Annotated in this window: 12 protein-coding genes and 1 other RNA gene; 1 reads left to right on the top strand and 12 read right to left on the bottom strand. The window is 64.3% G+C overall.

The genetic code is table 11. The features are described 5' to 3' along the window. Positions 1-8 precede the first annotated feature (8 nt). From ELS24_RS04235 to rnpB, 12 genes are all read right to left on the bottom strand, one after another. A complete protein-coding gene (locus ELS24_RS04235) occupies positions 9-959 on the bottom strand; it encodes a D-alanine--D-alanine ligase (protein ID WP_127183463.1) in 951 nt (316 codons plus the stop codon). After that, positions 956-2362 carry a UDP-N-acetylmuramate--L-alanine ligase gene (gene murC / locus ELS24_RS04230; RefSeq protein WP_127183462.1) on the bottom strand — a complete coding sequence of 469 codons (1407 nt, stop codon included), beginning with the start codon at positions 2360-2362 and terminating at the stop codon, positions 956-958. The genes ELS24_RS04235 and murC overlap by 4 nt, the downstream gene beginning before the upstream one ends. Continuing rightward, complete coding sequence (murG, locus tag ELS24_RS04225; protein ID WP_050449959.1) at positions 2359-3435, bottom strand: undecaprenyldiphospho-muramoylpentapeptide beta-N-acetylglucosaminyltransferase; 1077 nt, start codon at positions 3433-3435, stop codon at positions 2359-2361. Before murG ends, murC begins: the two co-directional genes overlap by 4 nt. Then, complete coding sequence (ftsW, locus tag ELS24_RS04220; RefSeq protein ID WP_050449958.1) at positions 3432-4625, bottom strand: putative lipid II flippase FtsW; 1194 nt, start codon at positions 4623-4625, stop codon at positions 3432-3434. The genes murG and ftsW overlap by 4 nt, the downstream gene beginning before the upstream one ends. Further along, complete coding sequence (gene murD, locus ELS24_RS04215) at positions 4622-6154, bottom strand: UDP-N-acetylmuramoyl-L-alanine--D-glutamate ligase (RefSeq protein WP_127183461.1); 1533 nt, start codon at positions 6152-6154, stop codon at positions 4622-4624. Before murD ends, ftsW begins: the two co-directional genes overlap by 4 nt. Next, positions 6151-7320: a phospho-N-acetylmuramoyl-pentapeptide-transferase gene (gene mraY, locus ELS24_RS04210; RefSeq protein ID WP_050450183.1), complete on the bottom strand. Its 1170-nt coding sequence runs from the start codon at positions 7318-7320 to the stop codon at positions 6151-6153. The genes murD and mraY overlap by 4 nt, the downstream gene beginning before the upstream one ends. Beyond that, the gene (gene murF / locus ELS24_RS04205) at positions 7310-10168 is read right to left on the bottom strand and encodes a bifunctional UDP-N-acetylmuramoyl-L-alanyl-D-glutamate--2,6-diaminopimelate ligase MurE/UDP-N-acetylmuramoyl-tripeptide--D-alanyl-D-alanine ligase MurF (protein WP_127183460.1); all 2859 of its coding nucleotides are present in this window, start codon (positions 10166-10168) and stop codon (positions 7310-7312) included. Before murF ends, mraY begins: the two co-directional genes overlap by 11 nt. Continuing rightward, the gene (locus ELS24_RS04200) at positions 10165-11895 is read right to left on the bottom strand and encodes a peptidoglycan D,D-transpeptidase FtsI family protein (protein ID WP_050450185.1); all 1731 of its coding nucleotides are present in this window, start codon (positions 11893-11895) and stop codon (positions 10165-10167) included. The genes murF and ELS24_RS04200 overlap by 4 nt, the downstream gene beginning before the upstream one ends. Beyond that, positions 11892-12182: a cell division protein FtsL gene (gene ftsL, locus ELS24_RS04195; protein WP_050450186.1), complete on the bottom strand. Its 291-nt coding sequence runs from the start codon at positions 12180-12182 to the stop codon at positions 11892-11894. Before ftsL ends, ELS24_RS04200 begins: the two co-directional genes overlap by 4 nt. After that, complete coding sequence (rsmH, locus tag ELS24_RS04190) at positions 12182-13279, bottom strand: 16S rRNA (cytosine(1402)-N(4))-methyltransferase RsmH (RefSeq protein ID WP_050450187.1); 1098 nt, start codon at positions 13277-13279, stop codon at positions 12182-12184. Before rsmH ends, ftsL begins: the two co-directional genes overlap by 1 nt. Positions 13280-13287: 8 nt before the next feature. Next, positions 13288-13716, bottom strand: coding sequence for a division/cell wall cluster transcriptional repressor MraZ (gene mraZ, locus ELS24_RS04185; RefSeq protein WP_006226256.1), 429 nt, complete (start codon positions 13714-13716; stop codon positions 13288-13290). Between the two features lie 356 nt (positions 13717-14072). Beyond that, positions 14073-14478: RNase P RNA component class A (gene rnpB / locus ELS24_RS04180), an RNA gene on the bottom strand. Between the two features lie 132 nt (positions 14479-14610). On the opposite strand from rnpB, the gene ELS24_RS04175 reads away from it, so the two are divergent. Further along, positions 14611-16437 (top strand): ATP-binding cassette domain-containing protein, encoded by a 1827-nt coding sequence (locus tag ELS24_RS04175; protein WP_127186244.1) that lies wholly within the window; start codon positions 14611-14613, stop codon positions 16435-16437. The last annotated feature ends 71 nt before the right edge of the window (positions 16438-16508 follow it).

The following is a 16508-nucleotide window of genomic DNA, read 5'->3' as shown; positions in this document are numbered from 1 at the left end:
TATCCAGGTCAAGCGTTACGCGAGGCGCTGTGCACTTTGCACGAGGCTTCGGACAAAATCGCCACGCACAGATCGGCATAGCTGATCCCCACGGCCTTCGCGGCCATCGGCACCAACGAATGGCTGGTCATGCCAGGCGAGGTATTCATTTCAAGCAGCCACGGCCGGTTGTTGCGGTCGAGGATGAAGTCGGCGCGGCCCCAGCCTTCGCAGCCCAGCACCTGATAGGCCTTGACGGCAATATCAGCCACTTCTTCGGCAACGCCGTCCGGTAGCGTTGCGGGGCAGAAATACTGGGTGTCGTCCGAGAAATACTTGTGTTCGTAGTCGTAGTTGCCGCCGGGCGCGGCGATCTCGATCACCGGCAGCGCACGCGCCCCCTTGCCCGAGCCCAGCACCGCCACGGTCAGTTCGCGGCCGGTGATGAACTGCTCGGCCAGCACCACGCTGTCAAAGCGCGCGGCCGCGGCATAGGCTTCCTTCATGTCGGAATAACCCACAACCTTGGTGATGCCGACGGTCGAGCCTTCATGCGGCGGCTTGATGATCAGCGGCAGGCTCAGGCGGTCGGGCACCAGGCGCAGTTCCGTGTCGGCGTCCAGCACCTCGAATTCAGGCGTCGGCAGGCCGTTCTGCAGCCACACGCGCTTGGTCATGGTTTTGTCCATGGCCAGCGCGGACGCCATCGGGCCGCTGCCGGTGTACGGAATGCCCAACAGTTCCAGCGCGCCCTGGATCGTGCCGTCTTCGCCGTAGCGGCCATGCAGCGCGATGAAGACGCGGTCGAAACCTTCGGCAGCCAGTTCGGCCAGGCTGCGTTCACCCGTGTCGAACAGGTGCGCGTCCACGCCTGCGCTGGCCAGCGCCTGCTGCACGCCCTTGCCGGACATCAGAGACACCTCGCGTTCTGCGGAACGACCGCCGTACAACACACCCACTTTGCCGAATTGCGCGCTCATGCCAGCTCTCCTACTTGGGCGGGGACCTTGCTGATCGAACCCGCTCCCATCACGATGACGACATCGCCGTTGCGCACGAAGTCGACCACGGCCTGCGGCAGTTCAGCCACGTCCTCGACGAACACCGGCTCAACCTTGCCCGCCACCCGCAGCGCGCGCGACAGCGCACGGCCATCGGCGGCCACCAGCGGCGGCTCGCCGGCGGCGTACACCTCGGTCAGCAGCACGGCGTCGGCGGTGCCCAGGACTCGCACAAAATCTTCAAAACAATCGCGCGTCCGCGTGTAACGGTGCGGCTGGAAAGCCAACACAATTCGGCGGTCAGGCCAGGCGCCGCGCGCGGCGGCCAGCGTGGCGGCCATTTCAACCGGGTGATGGCCGTAATCGTCGACCACCGTGAAGGTGCCGCCGCCATGACTGGCCGGTACCGGAAATTCGCCCGTCTGCGTGAACCGGCGGCCCACGCCCTTGAAAGCGGCCAGCGAGTCGCGGATGGCGTCGTCGGACACGCCCAGCTCGGTGGCAACGGCAATCGCGGCCAGCGCGTTGCGCACGTTGTGCAGGCCGGGCAGGTTCAATTCCACTTGCAGGGGCGGCAGCAGCGTGTCGAGGTGCGTGCGCTGCACGTTGAAGCGCATGCGCGTACCGGCCGGCTGCACTTCATAGGCGCGCACCTGCGCGTCTTCGTTCAGGCCGTAGGTGGTGATCGGACGCGACACGAACGGCATGATCTCGCGCACGTTCGCGTCATCCGAGCACAGCACCGCGCTGCCATAGAACGGCAGGCGCTGCGTGAATTCGATGAAAGCGCTTTTCAGGCGGGCCACGTCGTGCCCGTAGGTATCCATGTGATCAGCATCGATGTTGGTCACGATGGCCATCACCGGCAACAGGTTCAGGAACGACGCATCGGACTCGTCGGCCTCGACCACGATGTAGTCGCCCTGACCCAGGCGTGCATTGGCGCCGGCCGAGTTCAAGCGTCCGCCGATCACGAAAGTGGGGTCCAGATCGCCAGCGGCAAGCACGCTGGCCACCAGGCTGGTGGTCGTGGTCTTGCCGTGCGTGCCGGCTACCGCGATGCCACGCTTCAAGCGCATCAGCTCCGCCAGCATGACGGCGCGCGGCACCACGGGGATACGCGCGGCCCTCGCGGCGATCACTTCGGGGTTGTCGCCCGCCACCGCGGTGGACGTGACGATGGCGGCCGCGCCCGTGACGTTGCTGGCCACGTGGCCGATTGCGATCTTTGCACCCAGACCGGCCAGACGGCGCGTCACCGCCGACTCGTTCAGGTCGGACCCGCTGATCGTGTAGCCCAGGTTGAGCAGCACTTCGGCAATGCCGCTCATGCCAGAGCCGCCGATGCCTACGAAATGGATATGTTGAATTCTGTGTTTCATGATGAACGCCCCGCTGCTTGTTCGCAGACATCGGCGATATGGACCGCGGCTTCCGGCTGCGCATGCGCGCGGGCCCGGACGGCGACGGCCTCGAGTTCTTGTCGGGTACGCTGGGCCAGCCAGTCCGCCAGCCACTCGGGCGTCAGGGCGGACTGCGGCTGCAGCCAAGCGGCCTCTGCGTCGCTCAAAAAGCGCGCATTGGCGGTCTGATGGTCATCAATGGCATGCGGCAGGGGCACGAACAGCGCGGCGACGCCCGCTGCGGCCACTTCGGACACCGTCATGGCGCCCGCGCGGCAGATCAGCAGGTCGGCATCGCCCAAGGCGCCCGCCATGTCATCGATGAACGCGCGGCAATCGGCCTGCACGCCCGTCTGGGCGTAGGCCTGTTGCAGCGCGGGTAGATGCTGTTCGCCAGCCTGATGGACGACCATCGGGCGGCGATCTTGCGGCAGGCGGCCCAGCGCCTGCGGAACCACCGTATTCAGCGCCTGCGCGCCCAGGCTGCCACCCACGACAAGCAGGCGCAGCGGGCCGGAACGGCTGGCATAACGAACCGCCGGATCGGGCAGCGCGCACAGGTCGGCACGCACGGGATTACCCAGCGCTTCGCCCTTGGGCAGCACGCCCGGAAAGCCGCTGAGCACACGACGCGACATCTTGGCCAAGCACTTGTTCGCGGTGCCGGCCACGGCATTCTGCTCGTGCACTACCAGCGGCGTGCCGCGCAGGGCTGCGATCACGCCCCCGGGAAAAGCCACGTAGCCGCCCATACCCAGCACCACGTCAGGCCGCACATCCGCCAACCGCGACCAAGCTTGTGCGAACGCGCGCAGCAGCAGAAACGGCAGCTTCAGCAGCGCGGACATTCCCTTGCCGCGCACGCCTTGAAAGCGCAGCGGCACCAGTTCTATACCGCGCGGCGGCACAAGCTTGCCTTCCATCTTGTCCGGGTTGCCCAGCCACAGCACGCGCCAGCCGCGCTCGCGCAGCACGTCAGCCACGGCCAGGCCCGGCATGATGTGTCCGCCGGTACCCCCGGCCATGATCAGAATGGTGCGGGCCGCGGTCATACTCGCCCCCCACGCATCATTACGCGGTTTTCCACATCTACCCGAATCAGCATGGCCAGCGCGCACAGGTTCATCACCACGCCCGATCCGCCATAGCTCATCAGCGGCAGGGTCAGGCCCTTCGTCGGCAACAGGCCCAGGCACACGCCCATGTTGATGAACGACTGCACGCCAAACCACATGGCCACGCCATGCGCCACCAGGCCCGCAAACGTGCGTTCCATGGCGATGGCCTGCCGGCCGATATCAAAGCCGCGATAGATGATGATGGCAAACAGCGTGATCACCAGCATGACGCCGGCAAAACCCAGTTCTTCACCCACCACCGCCATCAGGAAGTCGGTGTGCGCTTCGGGCAGGTAATGCAGTTTCTCGACACTGGCGCCCAGACCCACGCCCAGCCATTCGCCACGGCCCAGCGCAATCAGCGAATGCGACAACTGATAGGCGCTGCCGTAGGCGTTGTCTTCGTTCCAGGGGTCCAGGTACGCGAACAAACGCGCACGACGCCAGGGCGACAGCCAGATCAGCGTGAGGAAGGTGCCGACCAGCACGCCCAGCAGGCTGCTGAAGTACTTGCCGTTGATGCCACCCAGGAACAGGATGCCGATGGCGATGGCGACAATCACCATGAAGGCGCCCAGGTCGGGTTCCAACAGCAACAGCATGCCCACGCCAGCCAGCGCGAACGCCATCGGCAAAAAGCCGCGGGCAAACGCCTGCATGTGTTCCTGCTTGCGCACGGTGTAATCGGCGGCGTACAGCAAGGCTGCCAGCTTCATCAATTCGGAAGGCTGGAAGTTCAGCGGGCCCAGCGGAATCCAGCGATGCGCGCCATTGACTTCGCGGCCGATGCCAGGAATCAAGACCGCCACCAGTAAGACAATGGCCAACATGAACAGCGGCACCGCCATGCGCTGCCAGACGCGGATGGGAATGGCCAGCACCACCGCGCCCGCCAGCAGGCCGGCGCTGACGAACAGGCCATGGCGGATCACGAAGTAATAGCGCCCATAGGAGGCGTAGCGCGGGCCGTCGGCCAGCGCGATTGACGCCGAATACACCATCAGCAAGCCCAGCAGCAACAGCGTCGACGCCGCGATGACCAGCGGCAGATCGAAGTTGCGCATCTTGGTACGGCCGGGCCGTACGGCATTGACGCTGGCGGTGAGGTCGGCGATCAGGCTCATGCCACCTCTCCCCGGTCGCGGGCCAGGTCTTCGACCTCTTCCACGAACACTTGGCCGCGATGCGGGTAATTGCGGAACATGTCCAGGCTGGCGCAGGCCGGTGACAGCAACACGGCGTCGCCCGGTTGCGCCAGTTCGGCCGCGCCGCGCACGGCGGCATGCAGCGAATCAACGGCGATGCAGTTGACGCCAGTGGGCGCCAGCACGCGCGCAATCTCGGGCGCGTCCACGCCAATCAGCATGACGGCGCGCGCATGGCGCGACACCACGGGAATCAACGGCGAGAAATCCTGGCCCTTGCCCTGTCCGCCCGCGATCAGCACCACGGGCTGGCCCAGACCTTCCAGCGCGGCCACCGTGGCGCCCACATTGGTGCCCTTGCTGTCATTGATGTAGTCGACACCGCCAATCTGGCGCACAAACGCCGCGCGGTGTGGCTCGCCGGCGTATTCGCGCAGCGTGCGCAACATGGCGCCCCAACCCAGGTCCAGGCAACGGGCCAACTGCAAGGCGGCCAAGGCGTTCAGGGCGTTATGGATGCCACGGATGCGCAGCGCGTCCACCGGCATCAGGCGGCTCATGCGGCCATTGGCGCGCACCGGCTCGGGTGCATCTTTCTTGCGGCGCGTGGGCGGTGCGGGCTCATCGAAATCGATGGGTTCGCAGGCCACCAGCCAAGCAACGCCCTGGCCCAATTCCAGCCCCATGTCACCAACCAGCTCGGGCATATCGCGGCCGAAGCTGCGCACATTCAAGGCGTTCACGCTCTTGACCATGGCAACAGTAAGCGGGTCGTCGCGGTTGACGATGGCAATGCGCGCCATCGTCAAGATGCGCGCCTTGGCCGCCGCGTAGGCGTCCATGCCGCCATGCCAATCCAGATGATCTTGGGTCACGTTCAGCACGATGGCCGCGTCAGCCATCAACGAGCGTGTCGTTTCCAGTTGGAAGCTGGACAACTCCAGCACCCACACTTGCGGCAGCGCATCGTTGTCCAACGCGTCCATCAGCGCCGTCAACGCGGCCGGGCTGATGTTGCCGGCCGCCACGACCGACAGGCCGCTGGCGTCGATGAGGTCACGCGTCAACGCGGTAACGGTCGTCTTGCCGTTGGTGCCCGTCACCGTCAGCAGACGCGGACGGTATTCGCGCGTGTCAGCCAGATCGGCCAGCGCGCGGGCAAACAATTCGATCTCGCCCACCACTTCAATGCCGCGGGCCTCGGCCTCGCGCAGCAAGTCGGCGGCCGGCGCTTGCGTGGGCGCCAGGCCCGGGCTAAGCACCACTTGCGTCACGCCATCCAGCAGGGCCGCGTCGAACGACGCATCGCAGCCCAGACGGTATTCGACGTCGCTTTGCGCCAGCGCGTCGCGCAGCGCGGCCAGCCCGCCCGGTTCGGCGCGTGTGTCGGCCACGCGCAAGCGGGCGCCCAGGCGGGCGCACCAGCGTGCGGCGGCGACACCCGTCTCGCCCAATCCGAGGATCAGGACGAGCGGCGCGTCAGCGCGGGAGGTTTCCATCGTATTCATCGCAACTTCAGGGTTGAGAGGCCAATCAGCACCAGCATCATGCTGATGATCCAGAAACGCACGACCACCTGGGTTTCCTTCCAGCCGCCCACTTCAAAGTGATGATGCAGCGGGGCCATGCGGAATATGCGTCTACCTGTTCCATAACGTCGCTTCGTGTACTTGAACCAGGTCACCTGGATCATCACTGACAGCGTCTCCACCACGAACACGCCACCCATGATGAACAGCACGATTTCCTGGCGCACGATGACGGCGATGGTGCCCAGCGCGCCACCCAGCGCAAGCGCGCCCACGTCGCCCATGAACACCTGAGCCGGATACGCGTTGAACCATAAAAACGCGAGTCCCGCGCCCCCTATCGCTGCGCACAGCACCATGAGTTCGGACGCGCCGGGAATATACGGAAACAACAAGTACTTCGAATAGTCCACGCGGCCGACCACGTAGGCGAAGATGCCCAAGGCGCTGCCCACCATCACGGTGGGCATGATGGCCAGGCCGTCCAGGCCGTCGGTCAGGTTCACGGCATTGCTGGTGCCGACAATCACAGCCCACGTCAGCGCCACGAATCCCAGCACGCCCAGCGGATAGCTCACCGACTTGAAGAACGGCACGATCAGGTCGGCGCGCGTCGGCAGCGGCATCGAGAAGCCGCTTCCCACCCAGGCCTTGAACAAGGGCCAAAGATCGGTGTTGGCGGGGGCCGAGACGGCAAACGCCAGGTACACCGCGGCGATCATGCCGATGGTGGCTTGCCAGAAGAATTTCTGCCGTGCGGGCATGCCTTCGGGATCGCGATAGACCACCTTGCGGTAATCGTCCATCCAGCCGATCCAGCCGAAGCCGAACGTCACCAGCAGCACCACCCACACGAAGCGGTTGGTCCAGTCGGCCCACAGCAAGGTGCTGATGGCGATGGAAATAAGGATCAGCACGCCGCCCATCGTGGGGGTGCCGGTCTTGACCAGATGCGTTTCCGGGCCATAGGCGCGCACGGCCTGGCCGATCTTCATTTCGGTCAACTTGCGAATCACACGCGGGCCGGCTACCAGGCCGATCAGCAACGCGGTCGCGCATGCCAAGACGGCACGCAAGGTGATGTATTCGAACACGCCCAAAGCGCGCACATCATCGGAAAGCAGCCGGGCCAATTCAAGCAGCATGCTGCTCTCCCTGCGTCTTGGCCGCCTGTTCGTCGTTCGTGGAAAAAGCCGTCACTACCCGCTCCATGCGCATAAAGCGCGATCCCTTTATCAATACGCAGGACGGGCGCAAGCCGCGCAAGGCGGCAACCACTTCGTCTACCGATGCGCAGGCGTGCGCGCCAGAACCGTAAGCGGCCGCGGCCGCCCGGCTGGCTTCGCCTAGCGTAATGAGCGCATCAAGCCCTTGCTCGCGCGCATAGTTGCCCACCTCGGCATGCAAGGCGGGGCCGTTGTCCCCGATCTCGCCCATGTCGCCCAACACCAGGACGCGCTTGCCGGCGATCCGCGCCAGCACGTCGATGGCAACGCGAACCGAATCGGGGTTGGCATTGTAGGTGTCGTCGATGAGCAGCGTTCCGTCGCTCATTTGCTTGTGCTGCATGCGTCCCGCCACCGGGGCGAAGCCAGCCAGCGCGCGCACGGCGCTATCCAGCGGCACGCCCGCGGCGATGGCGCTGGCGATGGCGGCCAGCGCATTGCGCAGGTTATGCAGGCCCGGCACCGGCAGCACCAGGTCGGCGACCCCCACCGGCGTTACCACGCGGCAGCGCGTCGAGCCAACATCCGCCAGAATCTGCTCGGCATACACGTCCAGTCCGGGCTGCAAGCCAAAGCGCAGCACACGGCGTGGCTCGGCCAGCGCATCCCAGATTTCCGAATACGGCTCGTCGCCCGGGTACACGGCAACGCCGTCGTCAGGCAGCGCCGCGATGGCCGAGCCATTCTCGTGCGCCACCGCTTCAACGGTGTGCATGAATTCCTGATGCTCGCGTTGCGCGTTGGTCACCAGTGCGACCGTAGGTGCCGCCATGGCGGCCAACTGGGCGATTTCGCCCGGATGGTTCATGCCCAATTCGAACACCGCGGCACGATGCTCGGGGCGCAGACGCAGCAGCGTCAGCGGCACGCCGATGTCATTGTTCAAATTGCCGGCGGTGGCCAAACGGCCCGACTCGCCCTGCCATTCGGCCAACATGGCCGAGATCATTTCCTTGGTGGTCGTCTTGCCGTTGCTGCCAGTCACCGCCACCACGGGCAACGTGAACTGCGCGCGCCATGCCGCGCCGATACGCATCAACGCAAGTCGGGTATCGCCCAACACCAGTTGCGGCAACTTGGAATCAGGCACTACGTGCGCCACGACCGCCGCGCAGGCGCCACGGCCTTCGGCCTGGTCCAGATAATTGTGCGCGTCGAAGTTTTCTCCGACCAACGCCACGAACAATTCGCCAGAACCAATGCGCCGCGTGTCCGTCGACACGCCCTTGACGTGTGGCAGCAGCAGCGCCAGGCGCGCCCATTCGCGGTCATCAAAGGGCAGCTTTTCGCCCGCGATGTCTTGGTAGGTTTCGTGCCCCTTGCCCGCCAGAAGCACCACGTCTTCGGGCGATGCCGACCAGATGGTCTGCATGATGGCGCGCGCGCGGTCGACCTGGACGTCGGCATGCGCCGCTTCAGGAATGCCGGCAAGGATCTGTTCGACAATCGCTTCGGGTGATTCAGTACGCGGGTTGTCGCTGGACACGACGACGTGGTCAGCCAGCTCGGCGGCGATTCGGCCCATTTCGGGACGCTTGCCCGGGTCGCGTTCACCGCCGCAGCCGAACAGGCAGATCAAGCGGCCCGATCGCGCAACCGCCACCGCGCGCAACGCGGTCAGCGCGCGCGACAGCGCATCCGGCGTGTGTGCGTAATCAACCACGACCAACGTGCCCCGGCCCGTGGAGGCCTGTGTTGATGAGGGTACGGTTTCAACGGTTTGCAGGCGGCCGTCAACGGGATCCGTTGCGGCCAGTTCGCGCGCGATCTGTGCAAAGGGCAGGCCCAGCTTGTACAGGACGCCGGCCACCAGCAACAGGTTCGACACGTTGTGCGCGCCCAGAAGGCGCGTCACGATCTGGGCCTCTCCGTGCGGGGACACCAGCGTAAAGATCTGCCCCTGCGATGTCGCCTGAAGATCGCGCGCGCGCATCGCGGCGGGAATATCGGCGGCATCGCTGAGGCTGTAGCCCATTGCATCCATGCCCGAAGGCAAGGATGCCATCAGGCGGCGGCCGGCCTCGTCGTCGGCATTGATGACGGCGGCGGTCAGGCCCGGCCAGTTGAACAGGCGCGCCTTGGCGGCCTCGTAACGTTCCATCGTGCCGTGATAGTCAAGGTGATCGCGGGTCAGGTTCGTGAAGGCGGCCAACGCCACACGCACGCCGTCCAAGCGGCCTTGCTCGATGCCGATCGAAGACGCCTCCATGGCAACGGCCCGAGCGCCGGCGTCGCGCATGGCGGCCAGCGTGCGATGCACGGTCAGCACGTCGGGCGTCGTCAGGTCGCCCCCCAGCGTGCTGCCGTCTGGCAACACGGCGCCCAAGGTGCCGATGGTGCCGCAAGGCTTGTCATTGCGGCTTAGCGCATGCGCAATCCATTGCACCGACGAGGTCTTGCCGTTGGTTCCGGTGACCGCCACCACCGCCAGCGCGGCGGACGGACGGCCGTACCAGGTGTCAGCCAATTCGCCCAGCAGCGTGCGCAAACCATTCACGGGCAGCATGGGCGTATCGGCGCCGGCTTCTGGCACGGCGCCACTGACCGGTGCTTCGAACAACACGGCGCTGGCGCCCAGCGCCAATGCCTTATCTATATAGAGACGTCCGTCGCTGGACAGGCCCGGGCAGGCAACAAACACGTCGCCCGGCTCGATATCGCGCGAGTCCAGCTTGAGATGCGCGGTCAACGACACATGCGCATGCAACCACGCCACGGTTTCAGCAACCGTGGCGACAGGGGGAAAGAGGAAGCCTGTGGCGCTCATCTGCCTGGCTCCTTGATACCAGCAACAATTGTGGATTCGAAAGGCGCGTCCGGCCGCACCCCCATCAACCTCAGGCTTCCCCCGACAATGTGGGAGAACACGGGCGCGGCAATGGCGCCGCCGTAGTAGCCGCCTACCGTCGGCTCATCAATGGACACGGCCACGACGATCTTCGGATCCGACACTGGCGCAAAGCCCACGTAAGAGCTGCGGTAGCGTTGCGTGCTGTACTTGCCATCCACGATCTTGCGAGCGGTGCCGCTCTTGCCGGCAACGCGGTAGCCCTGCACCTGAGCGGCCTTTGTGCCTTCGGGGCCAGCGGCGGCTTCAAGCATGCCGCGCACCAGGGCGGTGGTTTTCGGCGTGTAGATCTTGACGCTGGTGGGATCGCTATCGCGCTTGACCAGGGTCAGCGAAACCATGTCGCCGTTGCGGGCGAAAACGGTATAGGCGCGCGCCACCTGCAGCAGCGATACCGACAGGCCATAACCGTAGGCCATCGTCGCCTTTTCGATCAGGCGCCAGCGATCCCACGGACGCAAACGGCCCGGCGCTGCGCCGGGGAATCCCACCTGAGGCGCTTGCCCCAAGCCTAATTCGGTGAAGCGGTCCCACATTTCCCGGGATTCCAGCTTCTCGGAAATCATCGTCATGCCAATATTGCTGGACTTGCGCAGCACGCCCGCCACATCCAGCGTGCCGTTGCGGCTGACGTCGCTGATCGTGCTGCCTTGGTAGCTGAAGCGGCCATTGCCGGTTTCGAACAAGGTAGACGTCGTGATGCGGCCGAGGTCCAAAGCCAGCGCCGCCGTAAACGGCTTCATGATCGAGCCGGGTTCGAAGGTATCGGTAATGGCCTGGTTGCGCAGCTTGGACCCGTGGAAGGTTTCGCGGTTGTTCGGATCAAAGGTCGGCACGCTTGCCAACGCCAGGATTTCGCCCGTATGCACGTCCACGATGACGGCAGTGGCGCCCTTGGCCTGGTGTTTGTCCATGGCGTCCTTCAATTCCTTGAACACAAGGTACTGCAGGCGTGTATCGATAGACAGGCGCAGGTCGCGGCCATCCACCGGCAAGGTCACCGCCTGCACGTCTTCAATCACGCGGCCCAGACGGTCCTTGATGACGCGGCGACTGCCCGGCCGGCCCTGCAATTGTTCGTTGAAGGTCAGCTCGACACCTTCCTGGCCCTGGTCTTCGACGTTGTTGAAGCCGACCACATGAGCCATCACATCGCCATCCGGGTAGTAACGGCGGGTTTCGGGCTGCTGGTGCACGCCTGGCATGTTCAACTGCTTGACCTTGTCAGCCACATCCATCGAGACCTGGCGCTTCAGGTAGACGAAATTCTTGTCTTCGTCCACCAAGCGACGACGCAGATCGGCCACGGGAGTGTCCAGCAGCTTCGCCAGGGCATCCATTTGCGCTGGCGTGCCCTGCTTGGCATCTTCGGGAATGGCCCAGATGGCTCGCGCGGGCACGCTGGACGCCAGCACGGCGCCGTTGCGGTCCAGGATCTTGCCGCGCGTGGCGGCAAGGGTCAATGTACGTTCATAACGGCGTTCGCCCTGCTGCTGCAGAAACTCCGTCGACAAGCCCTGCAGGAACAGGGCGCGCCCCGCCAGCACGGCGAATCCGCCGAACAGCAGAATCAGTACCAGACGCGCGCGCCATGTGGGCAACTGACCGCGCAACACAGGATTATCGAAGAAGGGAACGCGTTTCATTGCGCGCCTCCGGTCGACGCCGCAGGGGCTTGATTCACATACAGCGTGCGATCCGGAACGATGGAAATCATCTTCAGACCGTCGCGGGCAATAGCATCCACCCGCGCATTGCGAGCGAGTTCCGCGCGTTCCAATTGAAGACGGCGCCAGTTGGTTTCGAGGTCGCGTGCCTGCGCCTGATCGCGTCCCAGCTCAACGAAAAGCAGGCGCGACTGGTATCGGCTGGTGACCAGGGAAATGGCCGACAGCATCAATAAAGCCGCAACGATCAGGTTGACACGCCCCATTAGCGCCGCCCCCCTTTGCCGCCGCGGCGAGGCGGCGGAGCCAGATCGCTGCCGGGCAGCGAACCGATTTTCACAAAAGCAAAACCGCCCTCGGGGGGCAGCGGCGTTTCTGTACGCTCGGCAACGCGCAGGACTGCGGATCGGGCCCGCGCATTGGCCGAGACTTCTTCGTCTTCGGCCAGCACGCGTCCCAGCGACCGCAGGACGGGTTGGGGCATTTCGCTTTCGCGCAGGGGCAGGCGTGCATGCGCGGCGGCAGGCCGAGCCGCCGCCACGATGCACTGCTTGACCATGCGGTCTTCAAGCGAATGAAAGCTGATCACCGCCAACCTCCCTCCCGGGGCAAGCAGGTCTAGAGCTGCCGCGAGGGTGCGCGCGAGCTCTTCGAGTTCCCGATTGATGTAAATCCGTAAAGCTTGAAAGGTGCGTGTGGCCGGATGCTGCCCCTTTTCGCGCGTGCGGACGGCGCTGGCGACGCACTCGGCAAGCTCGAGCGTGGTGCACAGCGGCCGTGTTGCGCGGCGAGCAGCAATCGCCTTTGCAACCTGAAAAGCAAACCGTTCTTCGCCATAATCCGCTATGACCTCCCGCATCTCATCCACGCTGGCTTGCGCCAGCCATTCCGCCACCGTGGGACCACGAGTGGTGTCCATCCGCATATCGAGCGGGCCGTCTCTCATGAACGAAAAGCCCCGCTCGGCGTCATCGATCTGAGGCGACGAAACACCCAGATCCAGCATCAGGCCATCGACCTTGTCGATGCCAAGCTGCTGCAATTCTTCCGCCATGGAGGCAAAGCCGCCATGCACTACCGTGACCCGAGGGTCCGCCGCCGCCAGGGCGTTGGCTACCGCGATCGCCTCGGGGTCCTTGTCGAACACCACCAGCCGCGCGGACTTGCCCAGGCGTCCAAGCAGTTCGCGACTGTGCCCGCCGCGGCCAAAAGTGCCGTCGACAAACACGCCGCGTTCCGCCCGCGTAGCCGTATCCGGCTCGGTCTGGGAGTGCGACCGTGCCGCGCCTTTGCCACCAAAATCGGGCAGCAATAGTGCGTCCACCGTCGGCTCCAGCAGAACGGGCCGATGTTCGAATTCCATAAAATTTTTCAGAACGAAAACTGGTTCAACACATCCGGCATACCCTTGGCCAAATCTTCTGCCTCGCGGCTGGCCAGAGTAGCGGCGTCCCACAACTCGAAGTGCGCGCCCAGACCGAGCAGCATCACATCGCGCGTCATACCGGAAGCGTTGCGCAGTTCAGGCGCGATCAGGACCCGGCCGGAGCCATCCAGTTCCACGTCCTGAGCGTTGCCCAGCAACAGCCGCTGCAACGCACGAGCCGTCATGGGAAAGGCGGCAATCTGCTCGCGCTTCTTTTCCCATTCAGGCCGCGGGTACACCAGCAAGCAGCCGTCAGGGTGGCGGGTCAGGGTCAGCCGGCCATCGGCCTGCGACATCAGCGCGTCACGATGCCGGGTCGGAATCGAGATCCGCCCCTTCGCATCCAGCGTGAGTGCGCTGCTTCCCTGAAACACCACTTTTACCCCACTTAATTGCACAATTTCCTACTATTTCCCACTCTACGGTATGGCAATGGGGCGGTCAAGCGCGTGGTTGCAATTTTTTCAATCACAACAAGGACTTAGACCAATATGTAAAACCGCAAAAAGAAAAACCTCCTGATATATCAGGAGGTTGCGACACACTCTAAAAGTCCTTAGTAAGAAGTAGCGGCTAACGATGCCTTTGCATTGTTTTACGCCGCGCCCCTCCGCCCCGGCTGGCAAGGCTTCCCACCCATCGCGCGCCTTATCCGCTTTAAAAAATGAGCGGACCGGCGGACGGAGCGACCCGGGATCAACGCCCCGGAGCCATGCCGAGGGAAAATTCGATGCAAGACGGATCTATAGGCCGGATTCTGTACACCAGGTTTCCCTGGCGGACGATCATTCCTCTGCGCGGATCATTGCTGAGCCGCTCTAGCCACCTACCCGCATGCTTGGACGGAGCCGCCCTTCGCGGCCCGAGGGCCACACGCATGCCTATTTGATGTTGCTCCGGATAGAGGTTGCCGCGTTTCACCCTGCGACGCCGCGATTCGTTGCCGAACCGCGCGATACGGAGATGGCCGTATCGGTGCGCGCAATGCGCGCCCGCTTCCCAGTCTCGTCTCTGTGGCCCTATTCCTCAACCGCGCCCGAAAACGCGGCCGGACGGCCGTTAGCCGTTACCCTGCCCTATGGAGTCCGGACCTTCCTCGATGAATTCGCATCCACCGCGATCGCCCGACCCGCCTTGCGGTTCGTATTCTATTACAGGTCGCGGCACTGTCCCCATGATGCCGTCCCCACGCCCCGCCCAACGAGCCGGCAATGTTCCTGCGACAATACGCCCTGACTCACTTGTCTGCCGCAGAAAAGACCGACTACATGGCCCTTGCTACCCTCATCACTCTTACCGACATCCAACTGGCTTATGGGCACCACCCGCTGCTGGATCACGCCGACTTCGCCATCCAGGCCGGCGAGCGCATTGGACTGATCGGCCGCAACGGCGCCGGCAAGTCGTCGCTGCTGAGGCTGCTTGACGGCCGCACCGTGCCCGATGACGGCGACATCGCCCGCAGTTCGGGGTTGCGCGTTGCCACGGTCGAACAGGAACCAGAGCTGGATGAAAACGCCACGGTGTTCGATGTTGTCTGCAACGTGGAAGGCGACCACGAAGATTGGCAACGCCCGTCGCGCGTACGTGCCATCCTGGAAAAGCTGGGCCTGCCGGCGGACGTGCAAATCGCCGGGTTGTCCGGCGGCACACGCAAGCGCGTGGCGCTGGCGCGCGCACTGGTCGAAGAGCCCGACCTGCTGCTACTGGACGAACCCACCAACCATCTCGACTTCGAAGGCATTGCCTGGCTGGAAGAGATGTTGCGCAGTTGGCGTGGTGCGGCGGTCATCATCACCCACGACCGCCGATTCCTGGACGCCGTCACCACCCGCATCGTCGAGCTCGACCGCGGTCGCCTGCTGAGCTTTCCCGGCAACTTCTCTCAATGGCAGGAACGCAAGGCTCAGTGGCTGGAATCGGAACGTCTGGAACAAGCCCGCTTCGACAAGCTGCTGGCGCAAGAAGAGGTGTGGATCCGCAAGGGCGTCGAAGCGCGCCGCACCCGTAACGAAGGCCGCGTGCGCCGTTTGGAGAGCCTGCGGGTTCAGCGTGCCGAACGCCGCGAACGTATCGGCGACGTCTCGTTGGCGCTTGCCGAAGGTCAACGTTCGGGCAAACTTGTGGCCGAACTTGAACACATGGGCAAGACGTTCGGCGACAAGATCGTGGTGGACGACTATACAACGACCATCCTGCGCGGCGACCGCATTGGCATCATCGGGCCCAACGGCGCCGGCAAGACCACCTTGCTAAAGCTCATTCTGGGAGAAATGCAGCCCGACACGGGAACGACCCGCCTGGGCACGAACGTGGCGGTCGCGTATTTCGATCAGATGCGCGCGCAGCTGGACGAAGAAGCCTCGCTGGTGGACATCATCAGCCCGGGCAGCGAATGGGTTGAAATCGGTGGCACCCGCAAGCACGTCATGACCTACCTGGGCGACTTCCTCTTCTCGCCCGCCCGTGCCGGCTCCCCTGTGCGCAGCCTGTCTGGCGGCGAACGCGCGCGTCTGCTGCTGGCCCGCCTGTTCGCTCGCCCCGCGAACGTGCTCGTTCTGGACGAACCCACCAACGACCTCGACATCGAAACGCTGGAGCTTCTGGAAGAACTGCTGCAGGAATACGCCGGCACCGTATTGCTTGTCAGCCACGACCGCGCGTTCCTGAACAACGTCGTCACGCAGACGATCGCGTATGAAGGGAACGGCCGCTGGCGCGATTATGTGGGTGGATATGACGAATGGGTCGCACAGCGCCCCGCGCCCGTCGCCCCATCTTCCGACGAGGACGAGGCGTCCAAGCCCGTGGACGAAGGCGCCGCGCGAGCAAAAGTCGCCCGCCCGAAGCCAGCCAAGGCCAGCAAGATAAACGCGTGGGACCTGCGTGAACTTGAAGGCCTTCCTGATGCCATCGCCGCACTTGAAGCCAAGCAGGTCGAGCTGGCGGGTAAGTTGGCGGACGGCAGCCTCTACCGCGAAGCCCCCTCAGAAGTTGAGCGCATCAATGGCGAACTCGCCAAACTGGAAAGCGAGCTAGAAGAAAAGTTTGCCCGCTGGGAACTGCTGGAAGCACGCCGCGACGGCACTCTCTAAGCGGCATCACTATATAGATAGGCACACCGGCAACGACGGTCGGGCCAAAGGAGCGGGGTGGCCGGCATGAT

It is taken from the genome of Achromobacter spanius (genome assembly GCF_003994415.1).
GTDB classification, from domain to species: domain Bacteria; phylum Pseudomonadota; class Gammaproteobacteria; order Burkholderiales; family Burkholderiaceae_B; genus Achromobacter; species Achromobacter spanius_C.
The sequence above is the reverse complement of the archived record's forward strand: the minus strand, read 5'-3'. Positions and strand labels throughout refer to the sequence as shown.